Here is a 14,799-nt window from a genome sequence, read left to right as displayed (position 1 = left end):
ATCCCCTCTCAGAGATCAGAGGACTCCAGCATGCCCGGAAGCACCACCTCGCCGCAGCCCCGTTGCGAGGCCGCCCACCTCGGCGACGCCAGCCCCTGCGAGGGCCCGCTCGACGCCGTGACCGTCCTCGACCGCCACGGCGACGCCGCCGGGGCCTGCGTGCACCACGGCGCGCGCCTGTACGCCAGCCTCGTCGACCCGCGCGTCCACGTCGGCAGCGTCCCGGGCGCGGCCATCGAGGTCTACTACCGCGCCCAGACCACCTCCGCGTTCGCCTGGCTCGACCACCACCAGCTCCCCGACGAGGAGGAGCGGTGAGCGAGAACTCCCTGAACGTGATCCCGTTCCGCCCCGAGCCCGCCGACGTGAAGGCCGCCGAGCAGGCCGTCATCGGCGCCGCCCTGCTCGACCCCGCCCAGATCCCGGCGCTGGCCGCCCAGCTCGGCGACCCGAGCGCGTTCTACCACCCCGCGCACGAGACGATCTGGCGCACCATCACGCGCATGGCCGGCGGCGAGCGGCCGGTCGACCCGATGCTGCTGGCCGGCGCCCTGCGCGCCCAGGGCGACCTGGGCCGCGTCGGCGGGCCCGGCTACCTGCACGCCTGCGTCGAGGCGACCCCGACCGCCGCCAACGGCGACTACTACGCCGAGATCGTGCGCCTCGCCGCCGAGCGCCGCCGGATCGGCACCGCCACCAGCCGCCTCGCCAACATGGCCATGGCCGGCGAGGACCAGGCCGACCTCGACGCCGTTCGTACCGCTGCCCTCTCGATGCTCGCCGACCTCGCCGCCGGAGACACCTGGCTCGACCCCGTCCCCCTCGGCTCCCACGGCGCCCTGCCGACCTTCCCCGTCCAGGCCCTGCCCGGATGGGTCGGCGCCTACGTCGCCGCGGTCGCCGAGTTCACCCAGACCCCGCCCGATGCCGCCGCCACCATGGCCCTCGCCGCGCTGTCGACCGCCGCCGGCGGGCGGGTGAACGTGGAGATCCGGCCCGGCTGGCGCGAGCAGTCCAACCTCTACCTGACCTGCGCGATGCCCCCGGCCAGCCGGAAGTCCGACGTGTTCGCGTTCACGATGGGCCCGGTCTACAAGGTCGAGGCGGAGTTCCAGGCCGGCGCCAGGGCGGTGATCATCGAGGCCGAGACGGCCAAAGACGCCGCGCTGGCAGAGGTCGACGCCCTGATGGCCAAGGCCCGCAAGAACCCCGACCTCGACCGCACCCGGCTCATCGCGGAGATCTCCGCCGCGAAGATGCTCGCCGAGGAGATCACCGTCCCGCCGACCCCGCGGCTGACGCTGTCCGGGGACATCACCCCGGAGACCGTCACCAGCCAGCTCGCCGTGCACCGGTGCCTGGCCGCGCTCTCCCCGGAGGGCGACCTGTTCGACAGCATGGTCGGCCGCTACAGCAGCAAGCCGAACCTGGGGGTGTTCCTCCAGGCGCACAAGGGCGAGCGGCTCCAGTCCGACCGCATCACCCGCGAGCAGCCCACGGTCGACAAGCCCGCCCTGACCATCGGCGTGACCCCGCAGCCCGCCGTCCTCCAGGAGCTCGGCACCGCCCCCGGAGCCCGCGACCGCGGCCTGCTCGCCCGGTTCCTGTACTCCCTGCCGCCCTCCAACCTGGGCTACCGCAAGGTCCGCACCGCGCCGATCCCCGAGCAGGTCGCGAACGCCTACGACCGCAACCTGACCCGCCTGCTCCGCGCCATGACCGACCTCACCGACCCGGTCACCGTGCTCATGGACCAGGCCGCCGACCTCGCCATCGAGCGCCTCCAGGAGCGCGTCGAGGTCCAGCTCCGCCCGGACCAGCCGCTCGCCCACATCAAGGACTGGGCCGGGAAGTTGGTCGGCCACATCGCCCGGATCGCCGTTCTGCTGCACCTCGCCGACCGCATCGCCTCCGACCGGGACAGCAACGCCTGGCGGGCCGGCCTGGAGGCCGCCACCGTCGACCGCGCCGCCGAGATCGCGGACTACTACACCGCCCATACCCTCGCGGTCTTCGACCTCATCGCCGCCGACCCCGCCACCGAGGACGCCCACGCCCTCCTCCAGTGGCTCCAGCGGCCGAAGAAGGACGGCACCCACCGCACCCACATCAAGGCCCACGACGCCGTCGCGTCGTCCCGGCGGTTCAAGAAGGTCGCCGACGTCGAACCCGCCCTGCACCTGCTGGAACAGCACGGCTGGCTCCGCACCGACCAGCCCACCGCCAGCGGTCAGCGCGGCCGGCCCCAGGCCGTCACCTACCGCGTCCACCCGGCCGTGAGCACCCCCACGGCCGCAGACGCGCCTGCGTAACCGTCAGGGATGTCAGGGCAAAGCCCTGACCAGGCCAATCGCCACCAGACGGCCAGTCAGGGAACGTCAGGGCTGTCAGGGGATAACCGAGATCCCCTGACAGCCCTGACAACTCCTGACGCCCCGGCATAGGCCGTACCCGCAGGTCAGCGAGTTCCCCTGACATCCCTGACGCCTTCCACCCTCCGCGTCCGCCCGCGCGAGGGTCCGCAACACACCACAGCCTTCACTCCGCACCCACAGCAGGAGAATTCGCCATGCCCAAGCGCGAACTGCTCAAGCTCCCCGTCGTGCTCGCCGAACTCGGCATGTCCCGTGCCGCCTTCTACCGGATGCGCGCCCGGGGCCAGGCGCCGCGCCTCATCAAGCTCCCCAACGGTCAGGTCCGGGTCGACCGGGCCGACCTGGACGCATGGCTCACCGCCTGCGAGGTGGCCGCCTGATGCCCACCTCCTACAAGGTCAAGTTCTGGGACCACCGGCACCGCCCGGACCGGCGGGCCCCCTGGATGGTCCGCTGGACCGTCGCGGGGCGGGAGTTCTCCGAGTCCTTCCTGACCAAGACCGCGGCCGACGGCCGGAAGTCCGAGCTGATCTCCGCCCTCCGCGACGGGCAGCCGTTCGACGTTGACCGGGGCCTGCCGCTCTCCGAGCTCCGCAAGGAGAAGCAGATCAGCTGGTACGAGCTCGGTCGGCGGTACGTCGAGGCCCGATGGGAGGGCGCTCCGGCCAAGACCCGCACGACGTGGGCGGACGCCCTCGCCACGGTCACGTTCGAGCTGGTGAAGTCGAAGGCCGGCATGCCGGACAAGCGGCTCGTCCGCCGGGCGCTCTACAGCTGGGCGTTCAACGTGAACGCCTGGGAGGAGGACCCGCCGGCGGACTGGGCCAAGGCCTTGGCCTGGGTGCAGAAGCAGTCCGTGTCGGTCTCAGCCTTCGAGGAGCCGCCGATGGTGCGCCGCCTGCTGAACGCCCTCGCGGTGAAGCTCGACGGCAAGAAGGCCGCCCCCTCGGTCATCCTGCGCAAGCGCCGGATCCTCGGCCACCTCTTCGGCTACGCCGTCGAGGAGGGCTACCTGACTGCCAACCCCCTCCCGACCGTCCAGTGGCAGCCGCCGGAGGCCGAGGAGGAGGTCGACCCCGGTGTGGTGGTCAACGAGGACCAGGCCGCGGCGCTGATCGAGGCGGTCGGCCGCCAGGGGAAGCGCGGAGCCCACCTCCGGGCCTTCTTCGCCTGCCTCTACTACGGCTGGCTGCGGCCGGCCGAGGCCGTGTTCCTCACGCTCCCGCTCTGCCACCTCCCGGTCGAGGGGTGGGGCTACGTGGTCCTGGACGAGACCCGGCCGCGGGTCGGCTCGTCCTGGACGGACGACGGGACGTCGCACGACAAGCGCGGGCTCAAGCACCGGGCCGAGAAGGCGACCCGCCGCGTCCCGATCCCGCCCGAGCTGGTGGCGATCCTGCGGGAGCACATCGCCGCCTTCGGCGCCGCGCCCGACGGGCGGCTGTTCCGGACGTCCCGGGGCGGGATGGTGCAGGAGAGCGGGTACGGGGTGGTCTGGCAGCGGGCCCGCGCCGAGGTGCTGTCGCCGGCCGACTGCGCCACGAAGCTCGGCAAGCGGCCGTACGACCTGCGGCACGCGGGAATCTCGCTCGGGCTGAACTCCGGGGTCGACCCGACCGAGGTCGCCCGGCGGGCGGGGCACAGCGTCGCTGTCATGCTCCGGGTCTACGCGAAGTGCCTGCACGGCACCGTCGAGTACGCCAACGAGCTGATCTCGAAGCGGCTCAACCGGAACCGGCCGACGCCGCCAGCCCCGGATCCTGGTCCGTAGCTGGTCCAGATGCGCTGGTCAGCATCGGGATTCGGGCGAAACCAGGTGAGACAAACCACGCAAAACGGCCATCCGGCGTGACCGGCGTTCGAAGGCAACGAAACAGGCCCTGATCTGCGTTTCCGCAGATCAGGGCCTGTTTTCTATCCTGTGGCTGGTGCAGGGTTCGAACCTGCGTAGCTTGCGCGACAGATTTACAGTCTGCTCCCTTTGGCCGCTCGGGCAACCAGCCAGGATGGTGTCTCGCGGGGCTTCGCGGCCCCGTTCGACGTGGTAAACCATACCTGATCCCCGGGGGTGCTCCGCCACTCGATAGATCACGCGATGATCAAGAAGTGGCGCGCGGCGGTCACGGGCGGGGCCGGGGTGACGCTGGATAGGCTTGGGCGGCGGGCGCCCGGTGGGGCGGGCCGTGTCAGTGAAGCCAGAGCATCAAGGAGACCAACACCCATGGCCGACTCCAGTTTCGACATCGTCTCGAAGGTCGAGTGGCAGGAGGTCGACAACGCGATCAACCAGACCTCCCGCGAGATCGCCACCCGCTTCGACTTCAAGGGCGTGGGCGGCGAGATCAGCCGCTCCGGCGAGAAGATCGAGATGAAGGCCAACGGCGAGGAGCGCGTGCGCGCCATCCTGGACGTGCTGCAGACGAAGTTCATCAAGCGCGGCCTGTCGCTGAAGGCTCTGGACGCCGGTGAGCCGCAGCTGTCCGGCAAGGAGTACAAGATCTTCGCGGACATCAAGGAGGGCATCACCACGGAGGATGCCAAGAAGGTCGCGAAGATCATCCGGGACGAGGGCCCGAAGGGCGTCAAGGCCCAGGTCCAGGGCGACGAGCTGCGCGTCAGCTCCAAGAGCCGCGACGACCTCCAGGCCGTCCAGGCGCTGCTCAAGGGCAAGGACCTCGACTTCGCGATCCAGTACGTGAACTACCGCTAGTCGACCCCGCCCCTGGTCGCCCGCCCCCTGTGCGCGGGCGGCAGGACGGCACGGCCCCGCTCCCGGGTTCGGGGGCGGGGCCGTTCGCGTCGGTGCGGCCGGTCAGCCGGCGGTGTGGTGGGAGTGGGTGGTGGAGGTGAGGGCCTGCGCCTGGGTGCGCAGGGTGTCGAGCTGCTCCTGGAGGCCCGCGGGTGCGGAACCGGGGAGCCTGGGCGGGGTCGCAGCGACGCCCGGGACGGTGGGCAGCGTCGGCACGGCCGGGAGTTGGCCGAGCAGGCCTTGCAGGAGGCTCTGCAGGGAGGCGACCAGTTGCTGGACGGCACCGAGGTCGGGGACGGCCGAGGTCACCGTCGAGAGCAGGCCGGTGACCAGCTTGACGACGTCGCCGATCGCCCCGAGGGCCGCGCCCGGGTCCGGCGTGGCCGGGAGGGTGGGGAGGGTCGGGAGGGCCGGGGCCGCAGGGGTGTCGGGCACCGCAGGGGTGTCGGGCACCGCGGGGGTGTCAGGCACCGCGGGGGTGTCGGGTGCTGTCGGGGTGTCAGGGGCGGTCGGGGCACCGGGCACCGTGGGGGTGTCGGGGGCGGTGGGAGTGCCGGGGACCGTGGGCAGGTCGACGGCCGGGAGGGTGGTCGGCGGCGCCGGGACCGTCACCGGGATGACCGGGACGACGGGGGCCGAGACGGTGGTGCGGTGGGCCGCGGCTCCATGGCCTGCGGCGGTGGCGGACGCCGTGGCGACCATGGTCAGCGCAAGGGCTGCGGTCAGCGCGGCGGCCATCCGGGTGGCACGCATGGGTACTGCTTCCTCTCAGTGCGAGTCAGGCGAGATCGCCTGACTCACACCGTGCGGTCGCCGCCCGGGGGCAGCCACCGCAGGTACGCCGAACGGCGGCGCGTCGTACGGCGACCCGCGGTCGGCCGGCCGCGCCGCCCAACCCGTCGCTCAGCCGACCGCCCAGCCCGCGGTGCTGCGGTGCGCCCCCAGTCCGACCGAGTCGAACTCGTCCGTCCGCCCCGGCCCGACGAACCCGCCGAGCCGCCGCAGGGCGCGCGAGATCGGGGTGCCCTCGGCCGATACGGGCTCGAACTCCCCGCTGGCGAGCGGGCCGAGGACGATCCGGCCGTCCGACCAGACCGCGGCGCGCTGGGTGCCGCTGCCGCCGAAGTACTCGGCCTCGACGCAGGCGATCGGACCGGCCTTGGACCAGGCGGCGAGCCGGAGTTCGAACCCGGCGGAGTGCCAGCCGAATCCCGCCCCGCCCCCGGGCTTGGGCACGGCGGTGTCGCCCTGGAGCGCGGACAGCACGGCGGGGGTGACCGGGATCAACGCCAGCCCCTGGGCCAGCGGGACCACCCGGGCCGTCGGCACTTCCGCCGCCGCCACCGTCAGCAGCTCCAACATGCCTATCAGCGCTTGGAGTTCATACGACATGCCGGACATGGTGTCCCACCGCACTGACAGTCGGCCCGGAATTTATCGTTCCGTGCCCGCGCGGAGACCGTAGAGGAGGGTGAAGAGGGTCACGTCCACGGCGTCATCGGCCGTACTCGGACCTTCTTCGGACAGTCCGTCGAAGATTTCGGCCAGTTGGGTGCGGAGCCGGGCCAGCCGGTCCGGGTCGAGCCGGAGCGTGAAGTGCGCGAACAGGCCGGCCGACGGGCCCGAACCGTCCTGCGCGTGGCTGAAGTCCAGCCGGCCGTCGGTCACATGGGCGCGGAACTCGCCGCGCACCCGGTCGATCGCGGCCAGCATGGCCTCGTACGCCTCCGAGCGGGCCGGGGAGTCGGCGGTGAACATCTCCGGGGCGAGCCGGATCGAGTCCTGGGCGACCCGGTAGCGGCTCTCCACGATGCCGGAGACCAGCCGGGTGCCGGCCACCAGGACCAGCCCGGCCTTCTCCAGCTGCTTGATGTGCCGGTAGAGCTTGGTCTGCGGTTCGCCGAGCTCGGCGGCGAGCTCCTTGGCGGTCAGCGGGCGGTCCTCGGTGGCCTTCAGCGCGCCGAGGATGGCGAGGCGCAGCGGGTCGGCGAGTGCCTTGAGCACCGCGACGTCGCCCACCTGGCGCTCCTTCACCCAGGTGGTGGGCTGCTGCTGCTCGTCCCCGTCGGCGGGTTCCTGTTCGTGCTCGGCCACGGGCCCACCCTCGCAGATCGGCCGCTCCGGACGCAATCACGCCCCGGTGAGCGCTCACCCTTGCGCAATCGCTCACACTCACGCAATCATTCACGAGAGCGTGAACGATGTCGGAGAACGCGAACGGCAGGGGTGGGACATGACGGAGCACACCACGGCGACGGTCGAGCGGACGGCGGAGCCCGTACCGACGGGTCCCGTACAAGCGGAGCCCGTACCGCTGCGGCGCAACCTGCGGTTCCAGGCCCTGTGGATCGGCCAGTCCTGCGCGACCCTCGGCATGCGGATCGGCGACACCGCCTTCCCCCTGCTGATCCTCGCGCTCACCGGCTCCTCCACCGCCGCCGGTGCCGTCGGCGCTGTGGAGATGGCCACCGCCCTGCTGCTCGGCGTCCACGGCGGCGTGATCGCCGACCGGCGGGACCGCCGCCGGGTGCTGCTCGTCGCCGACACCGCCCGGCTGCTGGCCCTCGCCAGCGTCCCCGCCGCACTGGCCTTCGGCCGGCTGTCGCTGGTGCACCTGCTGGTGGTCGCCGCCGTGATCGGCGCGACCGTCGCCTACTCCGGCCCGATCCGGCTGCTGGCGCTGCGCTCGGTGGTCCCACCGGAACAGCTGCCGCAGGCGCTCGCCCAGGACGAGGCCCGGATGAGCGGCGCCGCGCTGGCCGGGCCGCCGCTGGCCGGGTTCCTGTTCGGGCTCGGCCGCTCGGTGCCCTTCCTCGGCGCCGCGTTCGCCTCGCTGGTCTCGCTGGTGTCCGCCCTGGTGGTGCGCTTCCCCAGCCCGGCCGCACCGCAGCAGCGCGAGAAGGGCGGCGCGCTGGCCGGCTTCCGGGTCCTCGTCGGCTCCCCGCTGCTGCGCCCCGCGCTGGCCGTACTGCTGGTGATCAACCTGACCGGGGCGGCGCTGCTGCTGCCCGTCATGGTGCTGCTGCGCGAGCACGGCACCAGCAGCGGCGGGATCGGCCTGGCGCTGGCCGGCGAGGCGGTCGGGGCACTGGCCGGGGCGGCCCTGGTCTCCCGGCTGCACCGGCTGGCCGGCCCCGGCGTGCTGCTGCTGATCGTGGCCTGGACCGCCGTGCCGGTGCCGCTGGCACCGCTGCTGCCCGGCGGGGCGGTCACCGTCTTCGTCGCCCTGTTCGTGGTCGGTGCGGGCGTCCCGTCCCTGCGGGTGATGCTCGACCTGCTGGTCTTCCGCCAGGTGCCGGACGAGCTGCGCGGCCGGGTGATCGCCGCGACCGTGACGCTGCTGACCGCCGGGATGCCCGCCGGGGCCCTCGCCGCCGGCCTGCTGCTGGACCACCTCTCCCCCACCGCCGCACTGGCCTCGATCGCCGGGGCGCTCGCCGCCGCCCTGGTGCCCGCCACCGCGAGCCGCACCCTGCGCCGCGCCGTCTGGCCCGCCGCCGCGCCGGCTTCCCCCCAGGGCTGAACTCCGGTCACCCGCACGGCCGCACGCCGCATGCGGCGGCCTCGGCAACCGGGTGAACTGGCCGGGTACGGCCCGCCTCCGGCGCCCCCACTCCCCCCGCGCAGCCGGCCCGGAGCCGTACCCGGAGGAGGACCGATGAGTGCCACGGACGCGCCCCCACCCGGCCCCGGGAGCGCACCCGGCCCCGGGGGCGACGCCGGCCCGGCCACCCGGGAGCGCGGCGGCTCGGTGGCCAGCCGGCTGGCCGGCGCCCCGCGGATGTCCTGGGTCACCCTCGCCCTGATGACCACCAGCTCGGTCGCCAGCCTGCGCTCCGCCCCGACCATGGCGGTGTACGGGCTGGCCTGCGTCTTCCTCTACCTCGTCCCGGCGGTGGTGTTCCTGCTGCCGACCGCGCTGGTCTCCGCCGAGCTGGCCTCCGGCTGGGAGGGCGGCGTCTACCGCTGGGTCTCGGAGGGCCTGTCGAAGCCGCTCGGCTTCCTCGCCGTCTGGTGCCAGTTCGCGATGACGATCTTCTACTACCCGTCGCTGCTGGCCTACGTGGCCTCGACCATCGCCTACGTGGTGAACCCGCGGCTGGCCAGCAACGGCCCGTACACCGCGGTCGTGATCATGGTGCTGTACTGGACCGGCGTCTGGGTCTCCGCCCGCGGGACGAAGGCGGTCGCCGGGCTGTCCTCGATGGGCCTGGTGATCGGCACCCTGATCCCCGGCACCCTGCTGGTCGTCCTCGGCTTCGTCTTCCTCGGCGAGGGCAACGCCTCCGCCGCCCCGATGGACTCCTCGCACCTGTTCCCGCAGTGGACCGGCCTGGCCAGCCTGGTGCTGATCGTCAACAACTTCCTCAGCTACTCCGGCATGGAGATGAACGCGGTCCACGTCTCCTCGCTGCGCGACCCGGCCCGGGAGTTCCCGCGGTCGATGTTCACCGCCTCCGCGATGGTGCTGGCGATCTTCATCCTGCCGGCGCTGGCGATCAGCTGGGTGGTGCCGTCCAGTGAACTGAGCCTCACCGCCGGGGTGATGCAGGCCTTCGACGCCTTCTTCCAGTACTTCGACATCGGCTGGCTCACCCCGGTCATCGCAGTGGCGCTGATCGCCGCCTCGCTCGGCGGCATGCTGACCTGGCTGGCCGGCCCCTCCAAGGGCCTGCTGATGATCTCCCGTCAGGAGGGCTACCTGCCGCCGTTCCTGCAGCGCCTCAACCGGGAGGGCGTCCAGCAGAACCTGCTGGTCACCCAGGGCGTGGTCACCACCGCCATCGCCCTCCTCTACGCCCTGATCCCGAACGTCTCCAGCGCCTACTGGATCTTCTCGGTGATCACCACCCAGGTGTACCTGATCGTCTACCTGCTGATGTTCACCGCCGCGATCCGGCTGCGCCGCACCCAGCCGGACCACCCGCGCGGCTACCGTGCCCCGGCCCTGGTGCCGATCTGCGTGATCGGCCTGCTCGCCTCGGCCGCCGCGATGGGGATCGGCTTCGTGCCGTCCTCGCAGTTCGGCAGCGGCAGCGTCTGGTCGTACATCGGGATCGTCGGCGGCGGCCTGCTGCTCCTCGGGCTGGTCATCCCCTACCTCTTCCTGCGGCTGCGCAAGCCGGGTTGGTGCTCGCCCGGGGCCGCCGCCGAGCTGGCCGCCCAGGAGGCGGACGAACTGCGCCGGACGGAAGGGGGTGCGGCGTCGTGACCACGAGCATGATGGCCTCCCGGCACCGCTGGATCTACCTCGGATCGATCGTCCTGCTGGTCGCGATGCTGGTCACCGGCCTGCTGTCGTTCTCCCAGCTGCACGCCACCGACCTGGCCGCCCGGAAGGCGAACCAGCTCTCCACCGCGCTGAGTTCGGCCGGCTACCCGGTGCCCGCCCAGGAGCAGATCACCCACACCCTGGGCGAGGACGGCGGCGCGGTCTGCGCCGACCCGGCGAACGCGCTCAACCAGGCGCAGTGGACGTACGGGATGTCCAACGGCGCGAACGGGCCCGGCCAACGCCCGGTGCTCTCCGACCGCGAGGTCGTCAAGGCCGAGGCGATCGTGCTCTCGGTGTACTGCCCGGACCGGCTCGCCGCCGTCCAGGACCGGATCGACGACCTCGACCTGCGCGACACCGTGCGCAAGTAGGAGCTCCAGATGACCGACGAACTCGCCCGCCGGATCGAAGAGTTGATGCCGCGAGCCCGAGCCGACCTGGCCGAGCTGGTGGCCATCCCGTCCGTCGCCGACCCCCGGCAGTACCCGCCGGAGAAGTGCCGGGAGGCCGCCGAGTGGGTCGCCGCCGCCTTCGCCGAGGCCGGCCTGCGCGACGTCCACCTGGAGGAGACCCCGGACGGCAGCCACGCCGTGGTCGGCCACCGCCCGCCCCCGCCCGGCGCCCCGACCGTCCTGCTCTACAGCCACTACGACGTCCAGCCCCCGCTCGACGAAGCCGCCTGGACCTCCCCGCCGTTCCGGCTCACCGAGCGCGACGGCCGCTGGTACGGGCGCGGCGCCGCCGACTGCAAGGGCAACATCGTCATGCACCTCACCGCGCTGCGGGCGCTCGGCGAGGACGTCCCGGTCGGCCTCAAGCTGGTGGTCGAGGGCTCCGAGGAGCAGGGCACCGGCGGCCTGGAGCAGTACGTTCCCCCGCACGCCGGGGAGTTGCACGCGGACGCCCTGCTGATCTGCGACACCGGCAACGCCGCCGTCGGCGTGCCCACCGCCACCACCTCGCTGCGCGGGGTGGTCACCGTGGTGGTCGGCGTCGAGGCGCTCAAGGGCGACGTGCACTCCGGCATGTTCGGCGGCCCCGCCCCGGACGCCCTCGCCGCGCTGATCCGGATGCTGGACTCGCTGCGCGACGCCGACGGCGGCACCCGGATCGACGGCCTGGACGGCGCCGGCACCTGGAGCGGGGTCGGCTACGACGAGGGCGCGTTCCGGGTCGACGCCGGGGTACTGGACGGCGTCCGGCTGACCGGCTCCGGCACCGTCGCCGACCGGCTCTGGGCCCGCCCCGCCGTCACCGTCCTCGGCATCGACTGCCCGCCCGTGGTCGGCTCGGCCGCCGCCGTCCCGGCCACCGCCCGGGCCCGGGTGAGCCTGCGGGTCCCGCCCGGCACCGACGCCCGCGCCGCCCAGGACGCCCTGGTCGCGCACCTGGAGGCGGCCGCGCCCTGGGGCGTACGGGTCGCGGTGGAGCGGGAGAGCGCCGGCGCGCCGTTCCGGGCCGGCACCGGCGGGCCCGCGTACACCGCGCTCGACCGGGCCATGCGGGACGTCTACGGCAAGCCGATGTCCTTCCTCGGCCAGGGCGGCTCGATCCCGCTGTGCAACGTCCTCGCCACCACCTTCCCCGAGGCGGAGCTCGTGCTGATGGGCGTCGAGGAGCCGCGCTGCCTGATCCACGCGCCGAACGAGAGCGTGGACCCGGAGGAGATCCGGCGGATGGCCCACGTCGAGGCGCTGTTCCTCCGGCACTTCGCCGACCGCCGCTGACCAGGGCCCGGCCGACTTCCCGTTCCCAGCCGCCTTTTGGTCCCCTTTCAGGGGGTATTCGGGACCTTGGTCCGGCAAGATTTGACCCAACCGTGTGATTTTCTTACGAGCCCGTCATACTTCACCCAGAGTCCTCCAAGCTTGCGTTGCTAGTTTCAGTGAGCATGACGAAGCTGCTCAGTCCAGCCCCACCCACCCCGGTGCGGGCCGGACGACTGCGCCCCGTGACCGCCCGCACCCGCCGAACCGGCCTGTCGAGACTGCGGTTGCTGGCCTGGCCGGCCTACCTGACCGCCTTCGTCTGGTTCCTGGCCACCCAGGGCATGGCCTTCGCCAACGACGTGGTGTTCCTCTGGCTGATCGGCGCCCTGCTCACCGCCGCCGTCCACAGCGGGCACGGCACCCGCGGCTTCCTGCTGGTGCTGCGGGACTGGATCCCGGTGATGGCCGTGGTCTGGGCCTACTCCCTGCTGCGCGGCTACGGCGCCCACACCCCCTGGGCCCCGCACTGGCTGCCCCAGCTGCGCGCCGACGAGGTGCTCGGCTTCGGCGAGACCTGGACCGTACGGATCCAGCACGCCCTCTACACCCCCGGCTCACCGCACTGGTACGACTACGCGGCGACGGCCGTCTACCTCTCCCACTTCCTCGTGGTCTTCGTGCTGCTCGCCGTCCTCTGGCGACGCTCCCACCAGCGCTTCCGGCAACTGCTCGCCTGCTACTTCACCCTGACCTTCGCCGGCTTCGCGACCTACCTGCTCTACCCGGCCGACCCGCCGTGGCTGGTCGGCCAGCAGGGCAACATGCCCGAACTGCACCGGGTGGTCTGGGAGACCATCTCCAACACGGGGCTGCCGCAGGCCGACTCCCTGCTGGAGAACGGCAGCCAGTTCGCCAACGACGTCGCCGCGATGCCCTCGCTGCACTCCGCCTACCCGGCGATGCTGCTGTTCCTGTTCTGGCCCACCGCCCGGCCCTGGCTGCGCGCCCTGCTGGTCGCCTATCCGCTCGCCATGGCGTTCACCCTGGTCTACGGCGCCGAGCACTTCATCGTGGACATCCTGATCGGCTGGACGTACGCCGCCGTGGTGGTCTTCGGCCTGCGGTGGCTGCGCAACCGCCGTACGGCGCGGGCGGCGGCCGGGGCAGAATCGGCCGGGTGAAGCCAACCCCGACTCCGATGAAGCCCACCCCCGAGCAGCTGCGGGCCGCGCAGGACACCACCATCCCGGACATCACCGGGCCCGGGCTGCGGGTGCTGTTCTGCGGCATCAACCCGGGCCTGTGGTCCGGGGCGACCGGGCACCACTTCGCCCGCCCGGGCAACCGCTTCTGGCCCGCCCTGCACCGCTCCGGCTTCACCGCCCGCCAGTACCGCCCGGACGAGCAGGGCGAGCTGCCCGCCCTCGGCCTCGGCATCACCAACGTCGCCCCGCGCACCACCGCCAAGGCGGACGAGCTCACCGCCGAGGAACTGCGCGCGGGCGGCGCGGCGCTGCGCGAACGGGTGCTGCGGCTGCGGCCCCGGGTCCTCGCGGTGCTCGGCATCGGCGCCTACCGGACGGCCTTCGGGCAGCGGAAGGCGGCGATCGGGCGCCAGCCGGAGGGCATCGGCGACACCGAGGTGTGGGTCCTGCCCAATCCGAGCGGCCTCAACGCCCACTACACCCTGGACGCGCTGGCCGCGGAGTTCCGCAAGCTCCGGGAGAGCCTCGACGGCTAGCCCGGGCCGGTGGATCAGGCCTGGCCCCGGGCGGCCGTCAGCCCCTCCGGCAGCGGCAGTTCGCGCAGTTCGCGGATCAGCGCCCGGACGGCGGCCGTGCCGGCCAGCTCGGGGGTGGTGACGTACCCGACGAAGCGGCTGGGCGGCCGCGGGCCGAGGTCGGTGACGGCCAGCCCTGGCGGGGCGCCGAGCAGGGCCGTCCGGGGCATCACCGCCATCCCGAGGCCCTGGGCGACCAGCGAGAGCGCCACCGTGTCGTCCTCCACGTCGACGGTCGCGGGCGGGAGCCAGTCCTGCCGGCGCCACCAGTCCCTGGTGTAGGAGTCGCAGTTCTCCGCCCAGTCCACCAGCGGCAGCCCGCGGGGCTCGGGGTGGTCCTGCGGGTGGGCGAGGGCGTACGACTCCCGGTACAGCCGCACCGCGACCAGTCCGGGGACGGGCGGCGGGCCGCCGGCGTCCAGGGTGGCCAGTCCGAGGTCGGCGAGCCCGTCGGCGACCTCCCCCGCGGTGCCCCGGCCGAGCTCCCGGACGATCCGCACCCGCGGGGTGAGCCCGGGGTGCCGGGCGGCGAGCCGGGCCAGGACGGGCGGCAGCAGGTGGGCGGCGGCGCTGCGGAAGGCGGCGATCCGCAGCGTGCCGGTCAGCGGGCCCGCCGGGTCGGCGCCCGCGCCCCGCACCTCGGGGCCCATCTCGGCCAGCAGCCGTAGGATCCGACGGGCGTACCCGACCGCCCGCGCGCCGGCCTCGGTGGGGCGTGCGCCGTGGCGCCCGCGCTCGAAGAGCACCGCGCCGAGCTTCCGTTCGCAGGCCCGCACGGCGTGCGAGACGGCGGACTGGGTGGTCTCCAGGCGCGCGGCGGCCGCCGTGAAGCTGCGCTCCTCGTCGACGGCGACCAGGACGCGCAGCTCGTGCGGGGCGAGTTCGGTCATGCCGCGAACCTACCGGCATCC

General features: G+C 73.1%; 15 protein-coding genes and 1 tRNA gene. 11 read left to right on the top strand and 5 right to left on the bottom strand.

Going from position 1 to position 14,799, the window contains the following annotated elements; genetic code table 11:
* The first annotated feature begins 30 nt into the window (after window positions 1–30).
* The 4 genes from ACFVXG_RS12750 to ACFVXG_RS12735 all read left to right on the top strand — a co-directional run bounded on the left by ACFVXG_RS12750 (window position 31) and on the right by ACFVXG_RS12735 (window position 4,146).
* A complete protein-coding gene (locus tag ACFVXG_RS12750) occupies window positions 31–318 on the top strand; it encodes a hypothetical protein (RefSeq protein ID WP_387926900.1) in 288 nt (95 codons plus the stop codon).
* Entirely contained in the window at window positions 315–2,312 is a 1,998-nt protein-coding gene (locus tag ACFVXG_RS12745) for a DUF3987 domain-containing protein (protein WP_387926899.1), read from the top strand. Before ACFVXG_RS12750 ends, ACFVXG_RS12745 begins: the two co-directional genes overlap by 4 nt.
* Window positions 2,313–2,569: 257 nt before the next feature.
* The gene (locus ACFVXG_RS12740; protein WP_387926897.1) at window positions 2,570–2,755 is read left to right on the top strand and encodes a helix-turn-helix transcriptional regulator; all 186 of its coding nucleotides are present in this window, start codon (window positions 2,570–2,572) and stop codon (window positions 2,753–2,755) included.
* Window positions 2,755–4,146, top strand: a complete 1,392-nt coding sequence (locus ACFVXG_RS12735; RefSeq protein ID WP_387926895.1) for a tyrosine-type recombinase/integrase — start codon at window positions 2,755–2,757, stop codon at window positions 4,144–4,146. The genes ACFVXG_RS12740 and ACFVXG_RS12735 overlap by 1 nt, the downstream gene beginning before the upstream one ends.
* Before the next feature lie 151 nt (window positions 4,147–4,297).
* On the opposite strand, the gene ACFVXG_RS12730 is transcribed toward ACFVXG_RS12735, so the two are convergent.
* Window positions 4,298–4,378: transfer RNA gene (locus ACFVXG_RS12730), tRNA-Tyr, on the bottom strand.
* 218 nt (window positions 4,379–4,596) lie between these two features.
* Here ACFVXG_RS12730 and ACFVXG_RS12725 point away from each other — a divergent pair.
* On the top strand, window positions 4,597–5,085 hold the full coding sequence (locus tag ACFVXG_RS12725) for a YajQ family cyclic di-GMP-binding protein (RefSeq protein ID WP_380461575.1): 489 nt from the start codon (window positions 4,597–4,599) through the stop codon (window positions 5,083–5,085).
* Between the two features lie 102 nt (window positions 5,086–5,187).
* Here ACFVXG_RS12725 and ACFVXG_RS12720 read toward each other — a convergent pair whose 3' ends face one another.
* The 3 genes from ACFVXG_RS12720 to ACFVXG_RS12710 all read right to left on the bottom strand — a co-directional run bounded on the left by ACFVXG_RS12720 (window position 5,188) and on the right by ACFVXG_RS12710 (window position 7,218).
* Complete coding sequence (locus ACFVXG_RS12720) at window positions 5,188–5,877, bottom strand: hypothetical protein (RefSeq protein WP_387926893.1); 690 nt, start codon at window positions 5,875–5,877, stop codon at window positions 5,188–5,190.
* Between the two features lie 150 nt (window positions 5,878–6,027).
* Window positions 6,028–6,516, bottom strand: a complete 489-nt coding sequence (locus ACFVXG_RS12715; protein WP_387926892.1) for a hypothetical protein — start codon at window positions 6,514–6,516, stop codon at window positions 6,028–6,030.
* A gap of 42 nt (window positions 6,517–6,558) precedes the next feature.
* The gene (locus tag ACFVXG_RS12710; protein ID WP_387926891.1) at window positions 6,559–7,218 is read right to left on the bottom strand and encodes an ArsR/SmtB family transcription factor; all 660 of its coding nucleotides are present in this window, start codon (window positions 7,216–7,218) and stop codon (window positions 6,559–6,561) included.
* Window positions 7,219–7,357: 139 nt separating this feature from the next.
* On the opposite strand from ACFVXG_RS12710, the gene ACFVXG_RS12705 reads away from it, so the two are divergent.
* The 6 genes from ACFVXG_RS12705 to mug all read left to right on the top strand — a co-directional run bounded on the left by ACFVXG_RS12705 (window position 7,358) and on the right by mug (window position 13,849).
* Window positions 7,358–8,647: an MFS transporter gene (locus ACFVXG_RS12705; RefSeq protein WP_387926889.1), complete on the top strand. Its 1,290-nt coding sequence runs from the start codon at window positions 7,358–7,360 to the stop codon at window positions 8,645–8,647.
* Window positions 8,648–8,782: 135 nt separating this feature from the next.
* Entirely contained in the window at window positions 8,783–10,336 is a 1,554-nt protein-coding gene (locus ACFVXG_RS12700; RefSeq protein WP_387926887.1) for an APC family permease, read from the top strand.
* Window positions 10,333–10,770: a hypothetical protein gene (locus ACFVXG_RS12695; protein ID WP_387926885.1), complete on the top strand. Its 438-nt coding sequence runs from the start codon at window positions 10,333–10,335 to the stop codon at window positions 10,768–10,770. Before ACFVXG_RS12700 ends, ACFVXG_RS12695 begins: the two co-directional genes overlap by 4 nt.
* A 9-nt stretch (window positions 10,771–10,779) precedes the next feature.
* Window positions 10,780–12,126 carry a dipeptidase gene (locus ACFVXG_RS12690; RefSeq protein WP_387926884.1) on the top strand — a complete coding sequence of 449 codons (1,347 nt, stop codon included), beginning with the start codon at window positions 10,780–10,782 and terminating at the stop codon, window positions 12,124–12,126.
* Window positions 12,127–12,290: 164 nt separating this feature from the next.
* Complete coding sequence (locus tag ACFVXG_RS12685; RefSeq protein ID WP_387926882.1) at window positions 12,291–13,289, top strand: phosphatase PAP2 family protein; 999 nt, start codon at window positions 12,291–12,293, stop codon at window positions 13,287–13,289.
* Window positions 13,290–13,306: 17 nt separating this feature from the next.
* A complete protein-coding gene (mug, locus tag ACFVXG_RS12680) occupies window positions 13,307–13,849 on the top strand; it encodes a G/U mismatch-specific DNA glycosylase (protein ID WP_387927154.1) in 543 nt (180 codons plus the stop codon).
* Window positions 13,850–13,863: 14 nt separating this feature from the next.
* Here mug and ACFVXG_RS12675 read toward each other — a convergent pair whose 3' ends face one another.
* Window positions 13,864–14,778, bottom strand: coding sequence for a LysR family transcriptional regulator (locus ACFVXG_RS12675; protein ID WP_387926881.1), 915 nt, complete (start codon window positions 14,776–14,778; stop codon window positions 13,864–13,866).
* Window positions 14,779–14,799 lie beyond the last annotated feature (21 nt).

This window comes from Kitasatospora sp. NPDC058162 (assembly GCF_042884005.1).
Taxonomy (GTDB): domain Bacteria; phylum Actinomycetota; class Actinomycetes; order Streptomycetales; family Streptomycetaceae; genus Kitasatospora.
This window is presented reverse-complemented; position numbering and strand designations above follow the sequence as displayed.

What these genes read in the sequence shown, in the direction of transcription:
- ACFVXG_RS12750 (WP_387926900.1), top strand. Translation starts at nt 31, where the DNA reads ATGCCCGGAAGCACCACCTCGCCGCAGCCCCGTTGCGAGGCCGCCCAC.
- ACFVXG_RS12740 (WP_387926897.1), top strand. Translation starts at nt 2,570, where the DNA reads ATGCCCAAGCGCGAACTGCTCAAGCTCCCCGTCGTGCTCGCCGAACTC.
- ACFVXG_RS12735 (WP_387926895.1), top strand. Translation starts at nt 2,755, where the DNA reads ATGCCCACCTCCTACAAGGTCAAGTTCTGGGACCACCGGCACCGCCCG.
- ACFVXG_RS12725 (WP_380461575.1), top strand. Translation starts at nt 4,597, where the DNA reads ATGGCCGACTCCAGTTTCGACATCGTCTCGAAGGTCGAGTGGCAGGAG.
- ACFVXG_RS12720 (WP_387926893.1), bottom strand. Translation starts at nt 5,877, where the DNA reads ATGCGTGCCACCCGGATGGCCGCCGCGCTGACCGCAGCCCTTGCGCTG.
- ACFVXG_RS12715 (WP_387926892.1), bottom strand. Translation starts at nt 6,516, where the DNA reads ATGTCGTATGAACTCCAAGCGCTGATAGGCATGTTGGAGCTGCTGACG.
- ACFVXG_RS12705 (WP_387926889.1), top strand. Translation starts at nt 7,358, where the DNA reads ATGACGGAGCACACCACGGCGACGGTCGAGCGGACGGCGGAGCCCGTA.
- ACFVXG_RS12700 (WP_387926887.1), top strand. Translation starts at nt 8,783, where the DNA reads ATGAGTGCCACGGACGCGCCCCCACCCGGCCCCGGGAGCGCACCCGGC.
- ACFVXG_RS12690 (WP_387926884.1), top strand. Translation starts at nt 10,780, where the DNA reads ATGACCGACGAACTCGCCCGCCGGATCGAAGAGTTGATGCCGCGAGCC.
- ACFVXG_RS12685 (WP_387926882.1), top strand. Translation starts at nt 12,291, where the DNA reads ATGACGAAGCTGCTCAGTCCAGCCCCACCCACCCCGGTGCGGGCCGGA.
- mug (WP_387927154.1), top strand. Translation starts at nt 13,307, where the DNA reads ATGAAGCCCACCCCCGAGCAGCTGCGGGCCGCGCAGGACACCACCATC.
- ACFVXG_RS12675 (WP_387926881.1), bottom strand. Translation starts at nt 14,778, where the DNA reads ATGACCGAACTCGCCCCGCACGAGCTGCGCGTCCTGGTCGCCGTCGAC.